This window comes from Methanosarcina spelaei (assembly GCF_002287235.1).
GTDB classification, from domain to species: domain Archaea; phylum Halobacteriota; class Methanosarcinia; order Methanosarcinales; family Methanosarcinaceae; genus Methanosarcina; species Methanosarcina spelaei.
In genome coordinates, this window is sequence record NZ_LMVP01000554.1 from 1 (window position 1) to 18,078 (window position 18,078).

Annotated in this window: 15 protein-coding genes; 9 read left to right on the forward strand and 6 right to left on the reverse strand. The window is 41.2% G+C overall.

Features of this window, described 5'->3' with window-relative positions:
* The coding region (locus tag ASJ81_RS24120) for an SMP-30/gluconolactonase/LRE family protein (RefSeq protein ID WP_245860443.1) at positions 1–2,102 on the reverse strand (2,102 nt) is incomplete at its 3' end.
* 463 nt (positions 2,103–2,565) lie between these two features.
* On the opposite strand from ASJ81_RS24120, the gene ASJ81_RS21550 reads away from it, so the two are divergent.
* From ASJ81_RS21550 to ASJ81_RS21580, 8 genes are all read left to right on the forward strand, one after another.
* Positions 2,566–3,369 carry an indole-3-glycerol-phosphate synthase gene (locus ASJ81_RS21550; protein ID WP_095646167.1) on the forward strand — a complete coding sequence of 268 codons (804 nt, stop codon included), beginning with the start codon at positions 2,566–2,568 and terminating at the stop codon, positions 3,367–3,369.
* A 297-nt stretch (positions 3,370–3,666) separates the two neighbouring features.
* A complete protein-coding gene (trpB, locus tag ASJ81_RS21555; protein WP_449288776.1) occupies positions 3,667–4,947 on the forward strand; it encodes a tryptophan synthase subunit beta in 1,281 nt (426 codons plus the stop codon).
* Position 4,948: 1 nt separating this feature from the next.
* Positions 4,949–5,740, forward strand: a complete 792-nt coding sequence (trpA, locus tag ASJ81_RS21560) for a tryptophan synthase subunit alpha (RefSeq protein WP_095646168.1) — start codon at positions 4,949–4,951, stop codon at positions 5,738–5,740.
* A gap of 168 nt (positions 5,741–5,908) precedes the next feature.
* Positions 5,909–7,009 (forward strand): anthranilate phosphoribosyltransferase, encoded by a 1,101-nt coding sequence (gene trpD / locus ASJ81_RS21565; RefSeq protein ID WP_095646169.1) that lies wholly within the window; start codon positions 5,909–5,911, stop codon positions 7,007–7,009.
* On the forward strand, positions 7,006–7,722 hold the full coding sequence (locus ASJ81_RS21570) for a phosphoribosylanthranilate isomerase (RefSeq protein WP_095646170.1): 717 nt from the start codon (positions 7,006–7,008) through the stop codon (positions 7,720–7,722). The genes trpD and ASJ81_RS21570 overlap by 4 nt, the downstream gene beginning before the upstream one ends.
* Positions 7,709–9,352 (forward strand): anthranilate synthase component I, encoded by a 1,644-nt coding sequence (gene trpE, locus ASJ81_RS21575; protein ID WP_095646171.1) that lies wholly within the window; start codon positions 7,709–7,711, stop codon positions 9,350–9,352. Before ASJ81_RS21570 ends, trpE begins: the two co-directional genes overlap by 14 nt.
* Before the next feature lie 32 nt (positions 9,353–9,384).
* Positions 9,385–9,522: a hypothetical protein gene (locus ASJ81_RS23135; RefSeq protein WP_170943451.1), complete on the forward strand. Its 138-nt coding sequence runs from the start codon at positions 9,385–9,387 to the stop codon at positions 9,520–9,522.
* On the forward strand, positions 9,519–10,121 hold the full coding sequence (locus ASJ81_RS21580; RefSeq protein WP_095646172.1) for an aminodeoxychorismate/anthranilate synthase component II: 603 nt from the start codon (positions 9,519–9,521) through the stop codon (positions 10,119–10,121). Before ASJ81_RS23135 ends, ASJ81_RS21580 begins: the two co-directional genes overlap by 4 nt.
* A 235-nt stretch (positions 10,122–10,356) precedes the next feature.
* Here ASJ81_RS21580 and ASJ81_RS21585 read toward each other — a convergent pair whose 3' ends face one another.
* From ASJ81_RS21585 to ASJ81_RS21605, 5 genes are all read right to left on the reverse strand, one after another.
* Positions 10,357–11,109, reverse strand: a complete 753-nt coding sequence (locus tag ASJ81_RS21585; protein WP_095646173.1) for a hypothetical protein — start codon at positions 11,107–11,109, stop codon at positions 10,357–10,359.
* An 859-nt stretch (positions 11,110–11,968) separates the two neighbouring features.
* On the reverse strand, positions 11,969–12,865 hold the full coding sequence (locus ASJ81_RS21590) for a hypothetical protein (RefSeq protein ID WP_095646174.1): 897 nt from the start codon (positions 12,863–12,865) through the stop codon (positions 11,969–11,971).
* 338 nt (positions 12,866–13,203) lie between these two features.
* Positions 13,204–14,706, reverse strand: coding sequence for a NosD domain-containing protein (locus ASJ81_RS21595; RefSeq protein ID WP_095646175.1), 1,503 nt, complete (start codon positions 14,704–14,706; stop codon positions 13,204–13,206).
* Between the two features lie 330 nt (positions 14,707–15,036).
* The gene (locus tag ASJ81_RS21600; protein WP_095646176.1) at positions 15,037–15,873 is read right to left on the reverse strand and encodes a hypothetical protein; all 837 of its coding nucleotides are present in this window, start codon (positions 15,871–15,873) and stop codon (positions 15,037–15,039) included.
* Between the two features lie 157 nt (positions 15,874–16,030).
* Positions 16,031–16,972: a hypothetical protein gene (locus tag ASJ81_RS21605; protein WP_245860445.1), complete on the reverse strand. Its 942-nt coding sequence runs from the start codon at positions 16,970–16,972 to the stop codon at positions 16,031–16,033.
* Between the two features lie 460 nt (positions 16,973–17,432).
* On the opposite strand from ASJ81_RS21605, the gene ASJ81_RS21610 reads away from it, so the two are divergent.
* On the forward strand, positions 17,433–17,717 hold the full coding sequence (locus ASJ81_RS21610; RefSeq protein WP_095646177.1) for a hypothetical protein: 285 nt from the start codon (positions 17,433–17,435) through the stop codon (positions 17,715–17,717).
* Positions 17,718–18,078 lie beyond the last annotated feature (361 nt).

Genomic DNA, 18,078 nt, shown 5'->3' on the forward strand with positions numbered 1-18,078 from the left:
CATTTCCATTTAGTCGGTGTTCCTGTACTTTTATCTGTGAATTTTACTGTTAATGGAATTTTCCCAGAGGTCGGAGTTGCAGAAAATGCAGCAACAGGCTTTACAATAGCCGATTTAACGGTGATATAATTTGTTTTTGTTATCGTGTTGCTGCCTGCAGCATTCTTTACCATTAAGCTAACAGTATATTTTCCTGCTTTACCGTATGTGTATGTAGGATTCTGCTTGGTTGAGGTATTTCCGTCTCCGAAAGTCCACTTCCATGAAGTTGGACTGTTGGTACTCATATCAGTAAATTTCACTTTAAGCGGAGCATACCCTTGAGTAATATCACTGCTGAACTTTGCTGTAGGAATTGGTAATGTTGGTGGAGCAAACTTCTGAATGCGATTATTGGAAGTATCGGCAACAAAAACATTGCCTGAGGAATCTACAGCAACATCAGACGGATACTTGAATTGTCCATTCCCACTTCCGTAAGAACCCCATGTAGTAATGAAGCTGCCTTTACTATCAAACTTCTGAATGCGATTGTTATAATAATCAGCAACATAAACATTCCCTGACGAATCTACAGCAATACCTTTTGGAGACCTGAATTGTCCATTCCCGTTTCCAGAAGAACCCCATTGAGTAAGGTAGTAACCATTGCTATCAAACTTCTGAATGCGCTGATTATCAGTATCGGCAACATAAACATTGCCTTTAGAGTCTACAGCGACACCGCATGGATAATAAAATTGTCCATCAATGCTTCCCCGAGAACCCCATCCTGTTATGAAGTTTCCGTTGCTATCAAACTTCTGAATGCGATTATTATAAGTATCGGCAACATAAACATTGCCTGAGGAATCTAGAGCAATACCTTTTGGAGACCTGAATTGCCCATTCCCGCTTCCGTAAGATCCCCATGTGGTAATGAAGCTGCCATTATGACTTAATTTCTGAATACGACTATTGGAAGTATCAGCAACATAAACATTACCTTTAGAGTCTACGACAACATTATTTGGATCCAGATAGCTGTCTATACTGCTAAAAGAACCAAATCCGAAAAGGAAAACACCTTTGCTGTTATATTTCTGAATATTATTACTATCATCGCCAACATAAACATTGCCAGAAGAATCTACAGCAACGCTATTCGGACTTGGATTCGAGTTCCATCCACAATCGCCACCCCATTGAGCGAGGAATCCACCATTACTGTTAAACTTCTGTATGCGGTTATTATTGGTATCGATGACATAAATATTATTTGAAGAGTCTACGGCCATACCTCTTGGTGAGTAAAATTTCCCTTCTCCACTGTAACCACGTGAACCCCATTGGGTAAGGTAATTACCGTTACTATCAAACTTCTGAATACGATCGTTACCAGAATCGGCAACATAAACATTGCCATTAGTGTCGACAGCAATGCCTAATGGTGAGTAAAATTTCCCTTCTCCACTATAACCATATGAACCCCATGTAGTAACGAATTTACCCTTGCTATCAAATTTCTGAATGCGATTGTTTCCAGAATCGGCAACATAAACATTGCCTTTAGAATCTACGGAAACACTTTTTGGCTCTTTAAATTGTCCATTAGAACCACCAGAAGAACCTACTTGTAAGAGGTAATTGCCGTTGCTGTCAAACTTCTGAATGCGATTATTTCCAGAATCGGCAACATAAACATTGTCTGAGGAATCTACAGTAATTCCCCATGGGCTGTTGAATTGTCCATTATTGGTGCCGGAATAACCCCATTTTTTAATAAACTTGCCATTGCTGTCGAATTTTTGAATGCGGTTGTTTTTATTATCCGAAACATACACATTGCCCTTGGAGTCTACAGCAATACCTTCTGGATACTCAAATTGTCCATTCCCAGTCCCTTCGGAACCCCATGTAGTTATGAAGTTACCTTTACTGTCAAACTTTTGAATTCGATTCTTATCTACATCAACAACATAAACGTTACCTGATGAATCTACAGCAGTACTTTCTGGAGAATCAAAATGCCCATAATTATTTTGAGACCAACTTGTAACAAAATTATAACTTTCAGCGTGCGTAACAGGTGCGCTTACCAATCCTAGAAAAAGAATAGTCAAGAAGATTGACGTTATTTTGAATATATCGGCTTGTTGAAATTTTATTTTAAATTCCTCCTTTATATTTCGCTTCATATTCATATATAAAAATGTTAATAACTTACAACTATTTTAATTTATAAAGTCTTTTCTTTAAATTTGAAATTTTCTTACTCAATGGAGTGTAAGACGAAAATTAGACACGTTAACAGTTTATTTAGAACCGAAAATTTTTGCGATTTTTTCTTCATGCTATGAATAAGTGGTGAGCAGTGCACCATTGAAAACGAGTAAGAAATAGACTCTGTTCTTGAAATCCAAAATAAGTTTAATTGAGCACAAGAGTTTCCGGCTTTTATGAAATCAGAATCTCAGTTCATAAAATCAGAATCTCAGTTCATATTATCTATCTTGATCCAAAACCTATTTATAGAAAGTACTTCATTAGACGTTGATGTACAAAACTATACTTCAGTGGTAAAATATGCACGCTTCAATTCTCCATATCCTCAATACAACAAAAACCCGTATCCAGGCCCTGGGGCCTCAGACCTGCCGTGAAGGCCTGGATATGGGATTTGAGAAAAGGGACTTTATCTCGGCTGTGGCAGATGCAAAAGCCGACGGGAAGGTGCCTGTAATTGCAGAGGTAAAGCCCGCGTCACCAGGGAGAGCTTTCAGAGATATTCTGCCTGCAACGGCTGCCGAGCTTGCATGGGAGATGGAAGAAGCCGGAGCGGTTGCAGTTTCGGTCCTTACCGAGCCTCTGGTATTTAGAGGATCACTTGAAAACCTGAATGCCGTGCGAAATACGGTTTGCTTACCTGTACTGAGGAAAGATTTCATTATTGACAGGAAGCAGCTTGATGAAGCTCAAAGTGACCTTGTATTGCTGATCGCAGGTATCCTTGGGGAAGAACTAGAAGTTTTTGTCGAGCTTGCTCTTGAAAATGGATTTGAGCCTCTTGTAGAGGTCCATAACAGGCAAGAACTCGATTTAGCTCTTAAAACCACTGCAAGAGTTATAGGAATTAATAACCGGGACTTAGAGACGCTTAAAATCAATCTCGGAACCACAGAAGAGCTGGCTCCTATTATCCGGGAGTGCGACCTTGATCACGGAACCAGGCATCTTATAATAAGCGAAAGCGGGATGAATAGCGTACTGGATGTCAGACGGGTAATTCAGGCAGGTGCGGATGCCGTGCTGATAGGTTCCGCACTTATGGAAAGTAATTCGGTTTTTGATAAAACAAAAGAATTTGTCCAGAGCGCTGGTTGGCGTTAATAACTGTTTTTTCAGACTTTTCGGAGCTTTCAGCCTGGCTGGACGGGGTGAAAAATCCACTGAGATTCATTTAAGATCCATTCAAAATCCGTTTAAATCCGTTCAAAATCTGTTCAAAATCTGTTCAAAACTCATTCAAAATTTATTAAAATTCTGATTAAAATCCTTTAAAAAATCTACTCAAAAATCATTCAAAACTAAATTTTGTTTCCGTGATAAAATCAAAAACTACGCTTCCGAATGCGATATCAAAATCACGTTACAGGATTACATCAAAAAGATAAGGGAGTAATAGAATTGACAGAAACTGAAGTTTCAGAATTTCCTGCAAAGAACTCATACTTAAATGAGCTCACAGGTTCGAAGAAGAACTTGAAAAACGAGCAGATGGGCCAGATAAAAGGAAAATATGGGAAATATGGGGGACAGTACGTACCCGAAGTTCTCATGCCGGCCTTAGAAGAGCTGGAAGAGGGATATGAGCGGTATAAAAACGACCCTGAATTCCTTGCCGAGCTTGACCATTACCTGCGGGATTTTGCAGGCAGGAAAACGCCTCTTTATTTTGCCCGAAACCTGAGCAAAAAGTACGGGTCAAAAATTTACCTCAAACGGGAAGACCTTGTGCACGGAGGGGCACACAAGTTAAATAACGCCATCGGACAGGCCCTGCTTGCAAAATACATGGGAAAAACCAGGCTGATTGCCGAAACCGGTGCAGGACAGCACGGAACTGCAACTGCTATGGCAGGGGCAAACCTTGGACTTGAAACTATCGTGTACATGGGTGCTAAAGATGTCAAGCGTCAGCAAATGAATGCCTATCGCATGGAACTCATGGGCACTAAAGTAGTACCTGTGGAAACCGGATCAAGAACCCTTAAAGATGCCATTAACGAGGCTTTCAGGGACTGGGTCACAAACGTAGGAAACACACATTATCTCATGGGCTCGGTTGTAGGGCCTCATCCCTATCCTATAATAGTAAGGGATTTCCAGAGTGTTATAGGGCATGAAGTAAAGGAGCAGATTCTGCAAAAAGAAGGGCGTATGCCTGATTCCATTATTGCCTGTGCAGGTGGCGGAAGCAATGCAATGGGAATCTTCTATCCCTTTATTGAGGATAAAGAAATCAAACTGATTGCTGTAGAAGCCGGAGGAAAATCACTGAAATGCACGGAAAAAGCCGCCCTTCACTCAGCCTCCCTCTGTGCAGGAGAAGAAGGTATCCTGCACGGTGCAAGAACAAAAGTACTGCAGGATAAAAACGGACAGATCCTTGAATCCGAATCCGTTTCCGCTGGGCTTGACTACTCAGGGGTAGGACCTGAACTGGCTTACCTGTCCGAGAGCGGCCGGGTTACAGCCCGGTATGCGACTGATGACGAAGCCGTTGAAGCTTTTCACGAATTGAGCAGGCTTGAAGGAATAATTCCTGCACTGGAATCTTCCCATGCTCTTGCCTACCTGAAAAAATCCTCGGAAGCCGGGGAACTTGGAGAGGTAGTGGTTGTAAATCTGTCTGGAAGAGGCGATAAGGATCTGGAAACCGTCCTTAGCCTGAGAGGAGGGATCTGAGATGGAGAGACAAAAAATCTCCGCAAGATTCTCCGAACTCAGGGAGAGAAAAGAAGGAGCCCTGATCTGTTACGTAATGGCAGGAGATCCGTCTGCAGAAAAAACCGGGGAAATTGTGAAAGCTCTGGTGAACGGAGGTGCAGATATCATAGAACTCGGTTTTCCTTTTTCGGACCCTGTAGCGGATGGCCCGACAATCCAGGTGGCAGGCCAGAGGGCACTTTCCGCAGGCATGGATACACAGCGCTATTTTGAGCTTATTAAAACCCTGGATGTTGGGATTCCACTTGTTTGCATGACCTATTATAACCCTGTATTCAGGTACGGAGTGGAAAAATTTGTAGAAAAAGCTGCAGATGCCGGAATAAGCGGACTGATAGTACCCGATATCCCTGTAGAAGAAGCGGCTGACCTGAAAAGTAGCTGCGAAAAGCACGGGCTTGACCTGATCTTTCTAATTGCACCCACAACAACCGAGGGAAGGGTCCGAAAGATCCTGGAGAGAGGTTCGGGTTTCCTTTACCTTGTCTCGAGGCTTGGGGTTACAGGAGCCAGGGAAGATGTCTCGTCTTCTACCAGAGAGCTACTTTCCAGAGTAGAAACCGGGCTTCCTAAGGCTGTGGGATTCGGGATTTCAACAGGAAAGCAGGCTGCAGAAGTTAGAGACGCAGGAGCGGATGCGGTCATAGTCGGCTCGGCTTTTGTTAAAATTATAGAGGAAGGAAAAGACGTAAACGAAAGGCTTGAAGCCCTTGCAAGTGAACTAAAATCCGGAATCAGAAGAGCCAGTTAAAGGGAAATAATCCGGAATACAAAGAATATCAACAGTTGGAAAATAGAGAATGTCAGTTGGAAAATAAAGAAAACCAACAGTTGGAAAATAAAGGATGTCAACAATTATAAAAATTTTATAACAATCTTAAATGAATAAATCAGGAATTAAAAGGAGGAGGGAGGAGAAATGCAGAGATACATTCAAAAGCTGGAAGAAGGACAGGATCTGAGCCCCGAAGAAGCCGAAGCTGCAGTAGGCAAAATTCTGAGTACAGCACAGGATGAAGAAATCGGGAAATTTCTGCTGGCTCTGAGGGCAAAAGGTGAAAAGCCCGAAGAAATTGTGGGCTTTGTAAGGGGGATGAAAAAAGCCGGAAACACGATCCGGCCCAAAACACCTTTCAGGCTTGTGGATACCTGCGGGACAGGAGGAGATGGCCTAAATACAATTAATATCTCGACCGCAGCCGCCATTGTTACTGCTGCAGCAGGCGTTCCTGTAGCCAAACATGGAAACCGGGCTGCAACTTCAATGTCAGGGAGTTCGGATGTACTTGAGGCGCTGGGAATTAAAATTGACCTGGAGCCTGAGGCTGTCAGGCAAACAATCGAAGAGATAGGAATAGGGTTCATGTTTGCTCCGATTTTTCACCCGGCTATGAAGAGGGTTGCAGGGGTAAGGAAAAAACTCGGGGTCCGCACGGTTTTCAATATTCTTGGGCCCCTGACAAATCCGGCAGGTACTAAGGGGCAGGTAATAGGGGTCTTTGACAAAAGGCTCTGTGAACCAATAGCCTGTGCTCTTGCGGAACTCGGGACCGAGCATGCTCTTGTTGTGCACGGAGATGGGATGGATGAGATCACAAATACGGGTGAAACCTATGTTGCGGAGTTAAAAGACGGAAAGGTTTCAACTTATACGCTGACTCCGGAAGATCTTGGTGTGCTGCAGGCAAATCCCGAGGATATAAAGGGTGGTACTCCAAAAGAAAATGCAAGAGACCTGCTGTGCATATTTAAGGGCCAGAAAGGGCCAAAAAGAGATATTGTAGTCCTGAATGCGGCTGCAGCTCTTTATGTTGGCGGTATAGTAGGTTCTATCAGGCAAGCAATTCCTATTGCCGAGGATGCCATTGATAGTGGAAAAGTAATGGTTAAGTTCAACCAGTTTAGGGCTTTAACTTCAAGGTTTTACAGACAGAAAAATAAAAAAAGTCTTTCGGGAAAAAAAATTTCGATGCGCTCCGGAACGTCCATATTAAGCCCGACCTCGGGAGAGAGGGCATGACAGCGAAAGTGAAAACAAGAACGAAAATATGCGGAATCCGCAGCTCTGAGGAAATCGAACTAGCAGCTTTTTACGGAGCTGATGCAGTTGGATTTATTACGGAAGTTCCTGTTGAGAGCCCAAGAAAACTTGATTCCGATACTGCTGCCTACCTTGTATCCAGAGTCCCTGAAACTTTGAGTTCCGTACTGGTCATCATGCCTGAAAATGCGGATACTGCCTTGGGGCTGATTGAAAAGATAAAACCCGATATAGTACAGATACACTCAAGGCTTCCTCTTCTTGAACTCGAAATAATAAAAGAAAAAACGGGAATCCCTATCATAAAAACTCTGTCCGTACCTGCACAGGGAGAGGCTTCAAGCGAAAGTCCAGGAAATCCGGCTTCTACCTCAAGCCTGTTTGAAGAGGTCAGCCTTCTGGAGGATGCAGAGATTGTAGATTCCATTCTGCTTGATTCGGCAAGGCCCGAAAAGCCAGGCGGTACAGGCTGTGTGCACGACTGGACCTTGAGCCGGCGAATTTCAGAAGAAACGCAGCTTCCCCTTATCCTTGCAGGTGGGCTCAAGCCTGAAAACGTGCGGGAAGCGGTCAGAGTTGTTTCTCCTTATGCTGTGGACACGGCATCCGGGGTTGAGACCTGCGGGAAAAAAGATGCCGTAAAAATCAAAAGTTTTATTGAAGAAGTGAGGTGTGCTAATGCTTTCCTTTGACCTTGGAAAAGAAGAATTCAAAGAGCTTGCTTCTGGAATGACCCAGTCAGGTTTTATCCAGCTTCTTGCAAGAATCGATAACATTACCTGTTCTCCTCTTGAACTTTACCGCACCCTGCGAGCATCAGGGACCTCAGGTTATTCGTACCTGCTGGAATCAGTGGAAAAACAGGAAACTAAGGCAAGATACTCCTTTGTTGGAAATGACCCTGATGCCGTAGTTAGAATAAGTGACAGGAAAATTTCCCTTGAGCTCCTTAACCCAGGTGCTTCGACCTTTTTTGAAGGAGTTCTATCGAAAATCAAAGGTACCTGCGGGTGTGAAACCATAGAGGAGGAGAATCCGGAGAAAGAAAACTCAAAAATGGGAAGCGTAAAGTTCACGGCTCCAATTCCTCAGGGAAAAGATGGTTTCGATGCCCTTCGCCTGGCATTTCCTCCTGAAAACGGGATGGGACTCTTGAATGCTCAGCGTTTTGACAGGCAGACCTTCCTGGGAGGGGCCATAGGTTATACAGCTTATGATGCTATTTATGATAGCTGGTTAGGGGTCGAAAAAGGCTTTGAATCCGAAATTCCGGAACTCCAGTACCTGCTGGTCTCGAAAACTTTTGTTTTCGACCATATGACTGAAGAAATATATATTGTGTTTACTCCTTTTATAAATCCGAGTTCGGATGCAGGAGAAATCTATGATACAGCTCTTATGGAAGCCAAAAAGCTCTATACCATACTCAAGGAAGCTCCTTTCTCTGGAGATTCAATAGAATCAGCAATACCGGGCGGATCAATTTTTTCTGGTTTACCTGTTTCGGACAGTAGCGACGGACAACAGAAATTTGAGGAATTGGTAATTCAGGCGAAAGAACATATTTTTGCAGGAGATATCTTTCAGGCAGTCCTTTCCAGGAAACGTGAATTTACGCTTGAGCAGTCGCCTTTTGAACTTTATATGCAGCTTCGGGCAATTAATCCAAGTCCTTACATGTACATCTTTGAATTTGGAGATCTGGCAATTGTCGGGGCAAGTCCTGAAACTCTGCTGACTGTACATAAAAGGACTCTAATCACAAATCCGATTGCAGGTACCTGTCCCCGTGGAAAAAACGAAGCCGAAGATGAGGCTTTTGCTGCACATATGCTGCATGATGAGAAAGAAAGGGCTGAGCATGTGATGCTTGTCGACCTTGGAAGAAACGATGTGAGAATGGTTACGGAAAGCGGTTCGGTAAAGGTTTCCGAGTTCATGAAAGTCCTGAAATATTCTCATGTCCAGCATATAGAAAGTAAGGTTATAGGCACCCTGAGGCCTGAATGTGACCAGTTCGATGCTTTCAGGGCAATATTTCCGGCAGGAACTCTCTCGGGAGCTCCGAAAATCCGTGCCATGGAAATTATTTCCGAACTTGAAACTTCCCCGCGAGGGATCTACGGTGGAGGAGTCGGATATTATAGCTGGAACGGGGACGCTGATTTTGCAATCGTAATTCGGACAATTATTGTACAGGATAAGAAGGCGTCAGTGCAGGCCGGAGCAGGAATCGTAGCTGACTCTGATCCTGGTTACGAATTCAGGGAAACCGAACGTAAGATGGGAGCAATGCTTGCAGCAATCGACGGGGAACTTTAAAAATCTAATTAGGTAACTATGGGGTGAAATCTGTGAAAAAAAGTTCAAATATGGACGTTTTACATGAAAAAAATCCAGTAAACAGGTTTTTCAGGAAAAGGGAGGTTAAAAAAGAGAAACGAGGAGAAAATGAACTAAAATTGATAAGTTCAGGAGGTATGTTCAGATGAAGGTGGTTTTCATAAACAACAAGGATTCCTTTGTATGGAATCTTGTAGACTATATATCTTATTTTGAGACGGATACCATGGTGCTCCCCAATACGGTTTCCTTGGAAGAACTTAGAGAGATTAAGCCTGATGCCCTGGTTATTTCTCCAGGTCCAGGGAATCCTTCAGACCCAAGAGATATAGGAAATTGCCTTGAAATAATCAGGGAACTGGGCAGGGAAATTCCCCTTCTTGGAGTCTGCCTGGGGCATCAGGCAATTAATGTGGCTTTCGGCGGAGTTGTCAGAAGAAGCAAGGTTGGCCCAGTGCATGGAAAAAGTTCAAAGATTCTGCATAAGGAATCTGCACTATTTTCAGCTTTTGAAGGCCCATTCCAGGCAGGCCGTTATCATTCGCTTGAGATTGGGGAGCCAGCACCTGGGATAAAAGTTACTGCCAGGGCTGAAGACGGGAGCATTATGGCAGTGGAACATGTAAAGTATCCAATCTATGGACTGCAGTTCCATCCCGAATCCGTGCTTACTCCCAATGGGCTAAAAATAATAGAAAGTTTTCTGGAGATTTCCAAAAATTACAAAAATAGGCAAACGGCTGTATAAACAGCCAGAACATTTTCAGGAGAAATTTTTAGAATTACCAGCTTCGTTTTGTCTGATTATCAAGTTCATTTGCCTGACTATCAGATTCATTTGTCTGATTATCAGGTTCATTTGTCTGACTATCATTCTCATTTTACTTGATTATCAGGTTTGTTTTGCCTGATTACCATCCTCATTTTACTTGAAACAGGATAATTTTCCTTGATTGTCAGAAAATTTTCCTTAATTGTCAGGCTTACTTGTCCTTCCTGGTAGCCTTAGTTTCAGGCTCCTGCTGCACATCTTCTCCCTCTTCCTCAAAGAATTCCTCTTCTGTAAATTCCTCATTGGGCCTGGCCTCATAACCTGCAGGCTGAAGATTCTGAAGCTCTGAGAATTGACTTACGGTTTGGGCAATAAGCTGTGGGTATTTTTCAATCTGCTCCCTTGTAATAAATCCTGAGTCTTCGGAATATTCTATAATTTCTTCTCTAGCTTCTTTTGCTTCCTCAGTAAGATCTTCAAGCTGCTGCCTGTTTGCGAGATAAGCCATTTCCTCAAGTGACATTGTTGTCCAAAGGGTTACAACTTCCATTTTCTTCTCAACTGCACCCAGGCCTATTATTTTAAGCGTGTCGAGCGCAAGTTTTGCAGATTCAAGCATTTGAAATTGTACCGCTCCTTTTCCAATTTCCTGTGTAGCTTTTGAGAAAGACCACATTACATTGGAGAAATTCTTATCAATTGCAGCTTCAGAAAGAAATTTAAGGTCACTTAGGACTGTGGATGCAACGTTCTCGATCTTTTTCTGGATAGCTTTATTTCCAATATTCCGGAGTGAGATAACGACTCTCTTCAAATCATTCTCTAAATTTCCTTCGAGCAGTTCTTGCCCGAATTCCCGGAGGTACTCAGCATATTGGAGTGCATCATATTCATTCTGTTCTCTTACTGCTCGTTCTCCAGATTCTCCAAGTTCAATAGCCTTTTGTTCATTCAGTGAGAACATATTAAAACCCCTTTCAGTAAAATTCGTTAGAAATTCTCGGATTTTGAAAATTTAAGTGTTTATATAGGTTTACTCAGATATTAGTCTTCCTATAATTTTCAAAATATGTCGAGAACTTCAAGGCTTCTGTTCAGATATAATTTATATATTTTTTGACAGAGATCGAAACTAAATTGGAGTTAAAGCAAAGCTAGCCCGAACAAAGAACATAAAGATAAAATAGAAAGAGTTAAATACATTTCATGCATAATATATATCATCTGAGTAAAAAACTCACGCCGGGTTTCTGGCATATTCTCCTGCGTGAGCAAAATCAACCTCTGAGGTAGGAGGAAGGGTTCAACTCCTTACCTTCCTTCTACCTGAACAACCGTGTTTTATGCTAAGTGCAGAGTTTTGTATGCTAAGTGCAGAGTTTTGTATGCTAAGTGCAGACTAAATCTAAACGGCTTTTATAACAATTCACTTTGAAACCTCAAGCACTTATCAAGGAAACAACAACTTGCTTTAGAGAAATACTTTAATAATTTATTTAAAACTTATGGTTTCAAAAAAGTGATAAACTTTCAAAGAGTGATCGGGCGCTTATTTCGACTTCGCAAGGGTTTGAACCTTTAAAATCCTTTCAATGTTCTTGATAAAAGAAGAGAATTCCTGGTTGAGAGTTTAAAAAATCGTAATCAAGAAGTATATCAAAAGTAAAATTAATAAAAGATTTAAAACTCCAGAATAAAACCAGGCAGTCCAAACGAACGAAAAGTTTATTATGTTAAACATTTTGCCTGGACAAACAGATTCTTCATGCAAATAGCTGGAAATAAACATCTTAACTATATAAATGTCTGCGTAAGGGAACTTCTCACTCCTGAATTTCCAGATCGGATTGAATTTTTTTCTGAAGGGCTTTTATTCCCTGGAACTTCTCCGTTTTCTCCTCGGAACCCGTGTAGCCGATATCTTTAAAATTATCAAGAGCTACTTCCGCCACGATTGAAGAGTTATTTAGAGCCTTTTCTTCAGCCTGGACTCGAAGAGTCTCAAGCGTCCACTGGCACTGCAAAACTGCGTCATTAAGCCCCTTCTTTATAGATAATTTTCCAATCTCTTCTATGGAAAGCGCTGTTGAACTCAGAGCTTCATCGAAGTAATTCTCCACCGCAAGCTTACCTATTTCTTCAAGCAAAAGCAGGCTACTTACAGTTTCAAGTTCAAGGCTTTTTGCTGCAACTTTTTTCCCGATTTCTCCCAGGCAGGTTACTGCACTTAACACTACTTCCTCCATACCACGCCTGGCAGCAGAGGTTCCGATCTCTTTAAAGAGTAAAGAAAAGGCAATTACTTTTTCCTGACCCCATTCTTCAGGGGAGAAGTTCCAGATCTCCATAAGGGTTGTAGCAGCGACCTTTGAGCCAGCTTCTAGTGAATGTGCAGCTGCAGTTTTTCCCAGTTTTCCTATTGCTACAAAAGCCTTGTCCAGGACTGACTCAAACCCATTATCTGCTGCTTTCCTTGCCAGTTTCCCGAGGGACAAGATCGAATTAATCGTAACAAGCTCCATCTCTCTCTCTGCAGCTGCCTGTGCGCTACTTTCAATTGATAGGATAACTCTCTCGGCATCTGCCTCTTCGTTTTCTGAAAGGAAATCTGCTGCGATCCCTGTTAGGGAGTCAAGGGCCTGGAAAGCTCTGTTCTCATCTCCTTCATCAACTGCAGATAAACTTACTTCAATTGCCTCTGCCTCGTTTAATGTAATCATTCTTTTTGCCCCTCTTTATTGTTAGTATCCCTTTTTATTGGTAGCATCCTTTTTTATTGGTAGCATCCCTTTTTACTGGTGGAATACATAATCTTCAATTTTTCCTGCGGATTTATAATTCTTGCCTGTATGTTTCATCGCATATTTTCAATTTCAAATTATTGCATAAGTTATACGGCCTGCGCAGGAAACTGAGTCTGGCTTACTTTATGAAATTACGAGGTTATTAGTGTTACTATTTTGTAACAGAGGCAGTTCATTCAAAAAACAACTATCCGTTTTTTGCAGCAAGTTAGTTTTGAGCTTGGCCGTAATTAAGTATCAACCAAAGGTTCCTGTTATCCGAAGTTGTTTTTCTCTTCATAGGCAAGGACGTTTTCCAGAACTTTTTCGTACACTTCTTTGTCTTCCAGTCCGACAATTCTTGCCCTAACTCTGTCTGTGGTAATATTCCCATCCAGCTGCATGTAAACATATGTTCCATTTTCAGTACCTACAATCATTGAAGAGTCTGGAATATAGCCCACATCAAAATAAGTTGCAAGTGGAGGGTTTTTGTTTATATTTACGGAAATAAACGTTACTTTATCTCCATATCTGGAGGCCAGCTCGTCTAGAATAGGTTTCATATGTTGGCAGGCTTCACACCATTCAGCTCCAAGTCTCAAAAAGACCGGGCCTTCCTCGAGGAATTTTTTTATCTGTCCAGGGTCGGTTGTTTCGATAACAACTCCTTTTTTGCGGTTATTCGTTGTCTTTTCAGGGTATTTTTTTTCAAATAGCGCCAGTAAAGTGTTTCCATTAGCGCCCAAAGTTTCGTAATGATTGCCTGAAGAAATCCTATTTACCATAGGCATATAATCAATAGCTCCGGTGATCTGGTTAATGGCGTACTGATTATCGATTACACTATCCCCATCAGCATCTGCTCCTGTATGATCATTCCAGAAATTACCTGCTGAACTACTGTTCCAGGCATTATTTCCTTCATCTGCAGCATTCAAAAAGTTAATAAATTCATTTTCATATAACGAATTGTTTGATGAACTCTTTAGATCCACGCCAATGCCATTAAGGTAGAGATTATTATTGGTTAAAATATTGGATCCTGCCACCTGGCCGAAAATTCCATACTCGTTTTTCAAAATGAGGTTATAAGCAAGCTTATTTCCCTGAGACGCTTGTAAAATAACGCCTACTTCGTTTGAACATGCTGTATTGTTAACAAGAGTATTGTTAAAAGAATTATTCAGTAAAATTCCATGATTATTTTCTACTATCCAATTGTTTGATAGTTCATTCTCTTCTGAGTTGTCAAGCATAATTCCATCGTTTCCAAGGCTTACAAGGTTTCCATTGAGATAGTTGCCCTGAGAACTCTTAAGAACAATCCCCTGATAAGTCAGTACTAGCGTATTGTTATTTAAGTAGCAGTTTCTCACGCCTTCAAGGTAAAACCCGACTTGCTGATACGTATCCTTTCCTAAAGGATCTCCTGCAATATGAAAACCGTTTACTGTCACATTGTCTGAGCTGATACTGAAGACCGGATTGTCAGAAACCGTACCTATAATATAAGTGCGGTTAGTCTGGCTGCCTGAGAAAACGGGATGGGAGAGAATTGTAAGTTCCCTGTTGACTATTATATTTTCTCTGTATACACCAGGGCTTACAAGGACTGTATCCCAGTCATGTGCATTATTGACAGCTTCCTGGATCGATGTATAATTCCCATCCCCATTATTATTTACAGTAACAACCTCAGCCTCGGCCTGAGTTGCCGCTGTCCAAAGTATTAAAAGAAGAATTATGAGAATAACCTGAACTGGTTTCCTTTCCATGAACCAATAACCTCCTAATTACTAAAGCCGTTCCAGCAAAAGAGAAATCTTGCTTTTCTAACAACTCGTAAGAGGAATAATTGGAATAAAAATCATTATGAAATATATATTCTGAAAAATATCCCTTAAACGTTAAAATTTCCTGCGTTTCTCAAGCCTCTCAGTAATATCCAGAATTAGCGCTATTTTCAGTACTCTGTCGATACAGCCACTTAACGCAGTTATATCGTTTTTAGTTTAGCATCTACCTTGAAACCCGAAAATTTCCTGGATCAGTAGCCAGGACCAAAGCTATCCGGATCCAATGAAACTCTAAAATTTAAGAAATTTTTAATCAAGAGATTCGGCTTCGTGTATATATTCAGACCCATTTAGAGTATCAAGGGCTAGTTTTGTCATAAGCATATGGCTTATTAAAAACTTTTCTTTAACTTCAAAAATCATTGTTCCTAGAGAATTTGTAGTTCTTATGATTAGATTTTCAAAGTCGGTAAAACCTGAATAAGAAGATTCGTTTTCCGAAAGAATAGGAATATCCTCAAGGGAGTTTATTTCCCCTCCTTGTTGAACAAGCAGGCTAAAACTACCCGGAAACTCTCCGGAGAAGAGAATAGCCTCTTTTCCAGGAGGCCGAGATAAGAGGATATATGACTTTGGAGGAAGAAATCCTCCGTTTTCCGGTATCTGGATATTCTGCTGCCCGAAAGTTTCCTTTCCTATGGACCCTATAGCAAGAGTCGCAGCAATCGCCTCTCTTTCCGTTTTCTGAAGCGAGGCGGAGTTTGCGATTTCTCCAAGATATGCGACTGCGATCCTGACTGCGGACTCCATATTTTGCCCAACAGCTGCTTTCCCGATTGCACAGAGCGAGTAAAGGATGCTTAGACCGGTATCAGTCATTTTCTGTTCTCTTGCAATTTCAGCCATCTTTCCAAGTGAAAAAAGCGACAAAAATACCCCAATTTCCATTTTTTGAAAGACAGCTGCGCTACCTATATCTCTTATACTGATAACAGTTTTTTTTGCATCGGGCTCGAGTTTTCGGTTTATGTATTCGGTCCCCCGTTCTGTAAGGAAATCTATGGATCTTAATACACCAAGCTCATCGTTATCCTTTACTGAAGTTAACCCGAGATCCGTTGCCCCGGTTTCGTTCAAAATAGACATTCAAAACACCCCACTAAAAATTTTTATGTCGGGAAAAGGCACCTCAAAGCCAGATAATTCTTCCTGCATTCTTTTCCCTTTGAGGAATGCAGGAGTTGCGACTTAATAGCGAATTGACTAACTCAGTACGAATAATCATCAAACTGAGCGGAAAAGTTCATAAATCTGTACCTGGTATTCTCTTCTTTCCCCTGGAAAGTTTATTCAGCTTATCTTCCAGTTTCTCAATTTTCAATCTTTCAAAGTGCAGGAGAGCTACTTCAGCAATTATGGATGCACTCATGAGATAGCGGTCCTCGGCATTGAACTTAATTGCCTCGAGCGAATAGGTTGCCTGGAGTAAAGCCTTATCAAGCCCCTGACTATCTGCAGTTTTTCCGATATCCTGGATAGAACGCACACTCATGTCTGCAGTTTCTTTTAAGTTCTTTTCAATTGCCCCAGTTCCGATCTCCTGCAGCAACAACTCAGCGTTTAATGCCGCGTCCTCAAATTTCTGGCTTGCTGCAACCTTCCCGGTCTCCCCGAGAAGAGCAACTGTGCTGCTTGCAACATCACCCAGCTTTTGTGATGTAACACTTTTTCCGATCTCTCCAAGAGCGAAAATAACTGCAATCGTTCCCTTTTTGTCTCTTCTAGAAGCTGCGGTATTTCCCATCTCACCAAGGCAGAAGGCTGCGATCTTTGCAGGAGTTTCCATTTTTTGTCCTGCTGCGACCTTTCCAATCTCTCCTAATGCAAGTGCTATACTCACAAGTGCATTTTCCATATTCTGCTTGCGTGCTTCTGTGGCAACTTGGGGAAAAATCAAAAGCGTACTAACAACTACGGGTTCAAGTTCGGAAACAGCTGCCGCTCTCCCTATTTTTTTAATATATTCGATTAATCTTTTTGTGTCGTCTTCCTGCCCTTCTTTCGCATATTTCAGTGCAAGCTCGAAGAAGTAGTTAAGGACTTCTTTGGTTTCGGTTTCATTCTTTTCATCAACCAGATTAAGTCCAAGTTCCAAAGCTTCATTCTCATCGAGCGGTAGAATCCTTCGTGCCCCCAGGTTCTCTCTTAAGTAAGTATGGATATGTGAGGATATGAGCTTTATCATGAGAAAAAAGCACTATTAAGAAATATTTCAAACTTCTACGCCTGAATAAACTTGGAAGTATTTGACTAAAAATGACTAAAAATCTCAACAGGGAAAATTATTTATAATATACATAGGTAATAAGAATCCGGTTGCTTACGGTAGGAGTATTAAAGCCTCATTTCACACACCAGAAACAAAACGGTTATTATAAAGATAAGTTTCACTCCCTTCTTCTTATCCGTCTATGACCGTTTTTCGTAAGCAGCTATCCGTTTTATCTTTACAAATCTTAACGAATTCAGTATCGATTGCGGAAAACTCACTTGAATAAACCTATTTGAGTTATTGAATACTTTTTCCTATTAAAATTAACCAGCTTGGGTTATGTACTGGCATTTAAATAGATCCCACTTTCCGCAGTAAATTTTTGTAAATTCAGATTTTTACCGCTATCGATTTTCAATCAAACGTGGATTTATTGGACTTTTATGCAGTAGGTAAAAGCAACGATGTGGCGTATTTAGAGACCAAAAACTATATCATCCAATTTTCACCAAATGCCACTAAAATCCAAATTATTTGTATCTGTTCTAAAAACGCTGTCAGGAATAATATTGATTTTCTAAAAAATACTGCGGAATGTGGGATAGATGTACTTAAAAAGGATATCACTTTCATAAAAATATATAATATTGTGAAGGACTGTGAAGGAAAGTATAGAATATTTCGCAGGAAAATTCACGGTGACCTTGAAAGAAGGTAAAAAACACTTTGAGAAGTATTCAAAATATATCCAAAAAGTATCCAAAAGTATCCAAAAGTATCCAAAAGTATCCAAAAGTATCCAAAAGTATCCAAAAGTATCCAAAAGTATCCAAAAGTATCCAAAAGTATCCAAAAGTATCCAAAAGTATCCAAAAGTATCCAAAAGTATCCAAAAGTATCCAAAAGTATCCAAAAAGTCCGAAAGCCTGAACTAAAAGCCCAGACCAGTCGGAGAATTAAGCGACTTCTCAACTGGCTTCTATTTTGAGAAGTAATTTCAGTTTTAACAAACTATTTTTGTTTCAGAATACAAGCCCTAATTCTTCGAGCTTCTTTCTTGCTCCGTCGTATACCTGCAT

Excerpts from the sequence above, each read along its gene's own strand:
- ASJ81_RS21590 (WP_095646174.1), bottom strand. The coding sequence starts at position 12,865 with ATGATTACATTAAACGAGGCAGAGGCAATTGAAGTAAGTTTATCTGCA.
- ASJ81_RS21570 (WP_095646170.1), top strand. The coding sequence starts at position 7,006 with ATGACAGCGAAAGTGAAAACAAGAACGAAAATATGCGGAATCCGCAGC.
- ASJ81_RS21585 (WP_095646173.1), bottom strand. The coding sequence starts at position 11,109 with ATGTTCTCACTGAATGAACAAAAGGCTATTGAACTTGGAGAATCTGGA.
- trpE (WP_095646171.1), top strand. The coding sequence starts at position 7,709 with ATGCTTTCCTTTGACCTTGGAAAAGAAGAATTCAAAGAGCTTGCTTCT.
- trpA (WP_095646168.1), top strand. The coding sequence starts at position 4,949 with ATGGAGAGACAAAAAATCTCCGCAAGATTCTCCGAACTCAGGGAGAGA.
- ASJ81_RS21605 (WP_245860445.1), bottom strand. The coding sequence starts at position 16,972 with ATGATAAAGCTCATATCCTCACATATCCATACTTACTTAAGAGAGAAC.
- ASJ81_RS21580 (WP_095646172.1), top strand. The coding sequence starts at position 9,519 with ATGAAGGTGGTTTTCATAAACAACAAGGATTCCTTTGTATGGAATCTT.
- trpD (WP_095646169.1), top strand. The coding sequence starts at position 5,909 with ATGCAGAGATACATTCAAAAGCTGGAAGAAGGACAGGATCTGAGCCCC.
- ASJ81_RS21550 (WP_095646167.1), top strand. The coding sequence starts at position 2,566 with ATGCACGCTTCAATTCTCCATATCCTCAATACAACAAAAACCCGTATC.
- ASJ81_RS21595 (WP_095646175.1), bottom strand. The coding sequence starts at position 14,706 with ATGGAAAGGAAACCAGTTCAGGTTATTCTCATAATTCTTCTTTTAATA.
- ASJ81_RS21600 (WP_095646176.1), bottom strand. The coding sequence starts at position 15,873 with ATGTCTATTTTGAACGAAACCGGGGCAACGGATCTCGGGTTAACTTCA.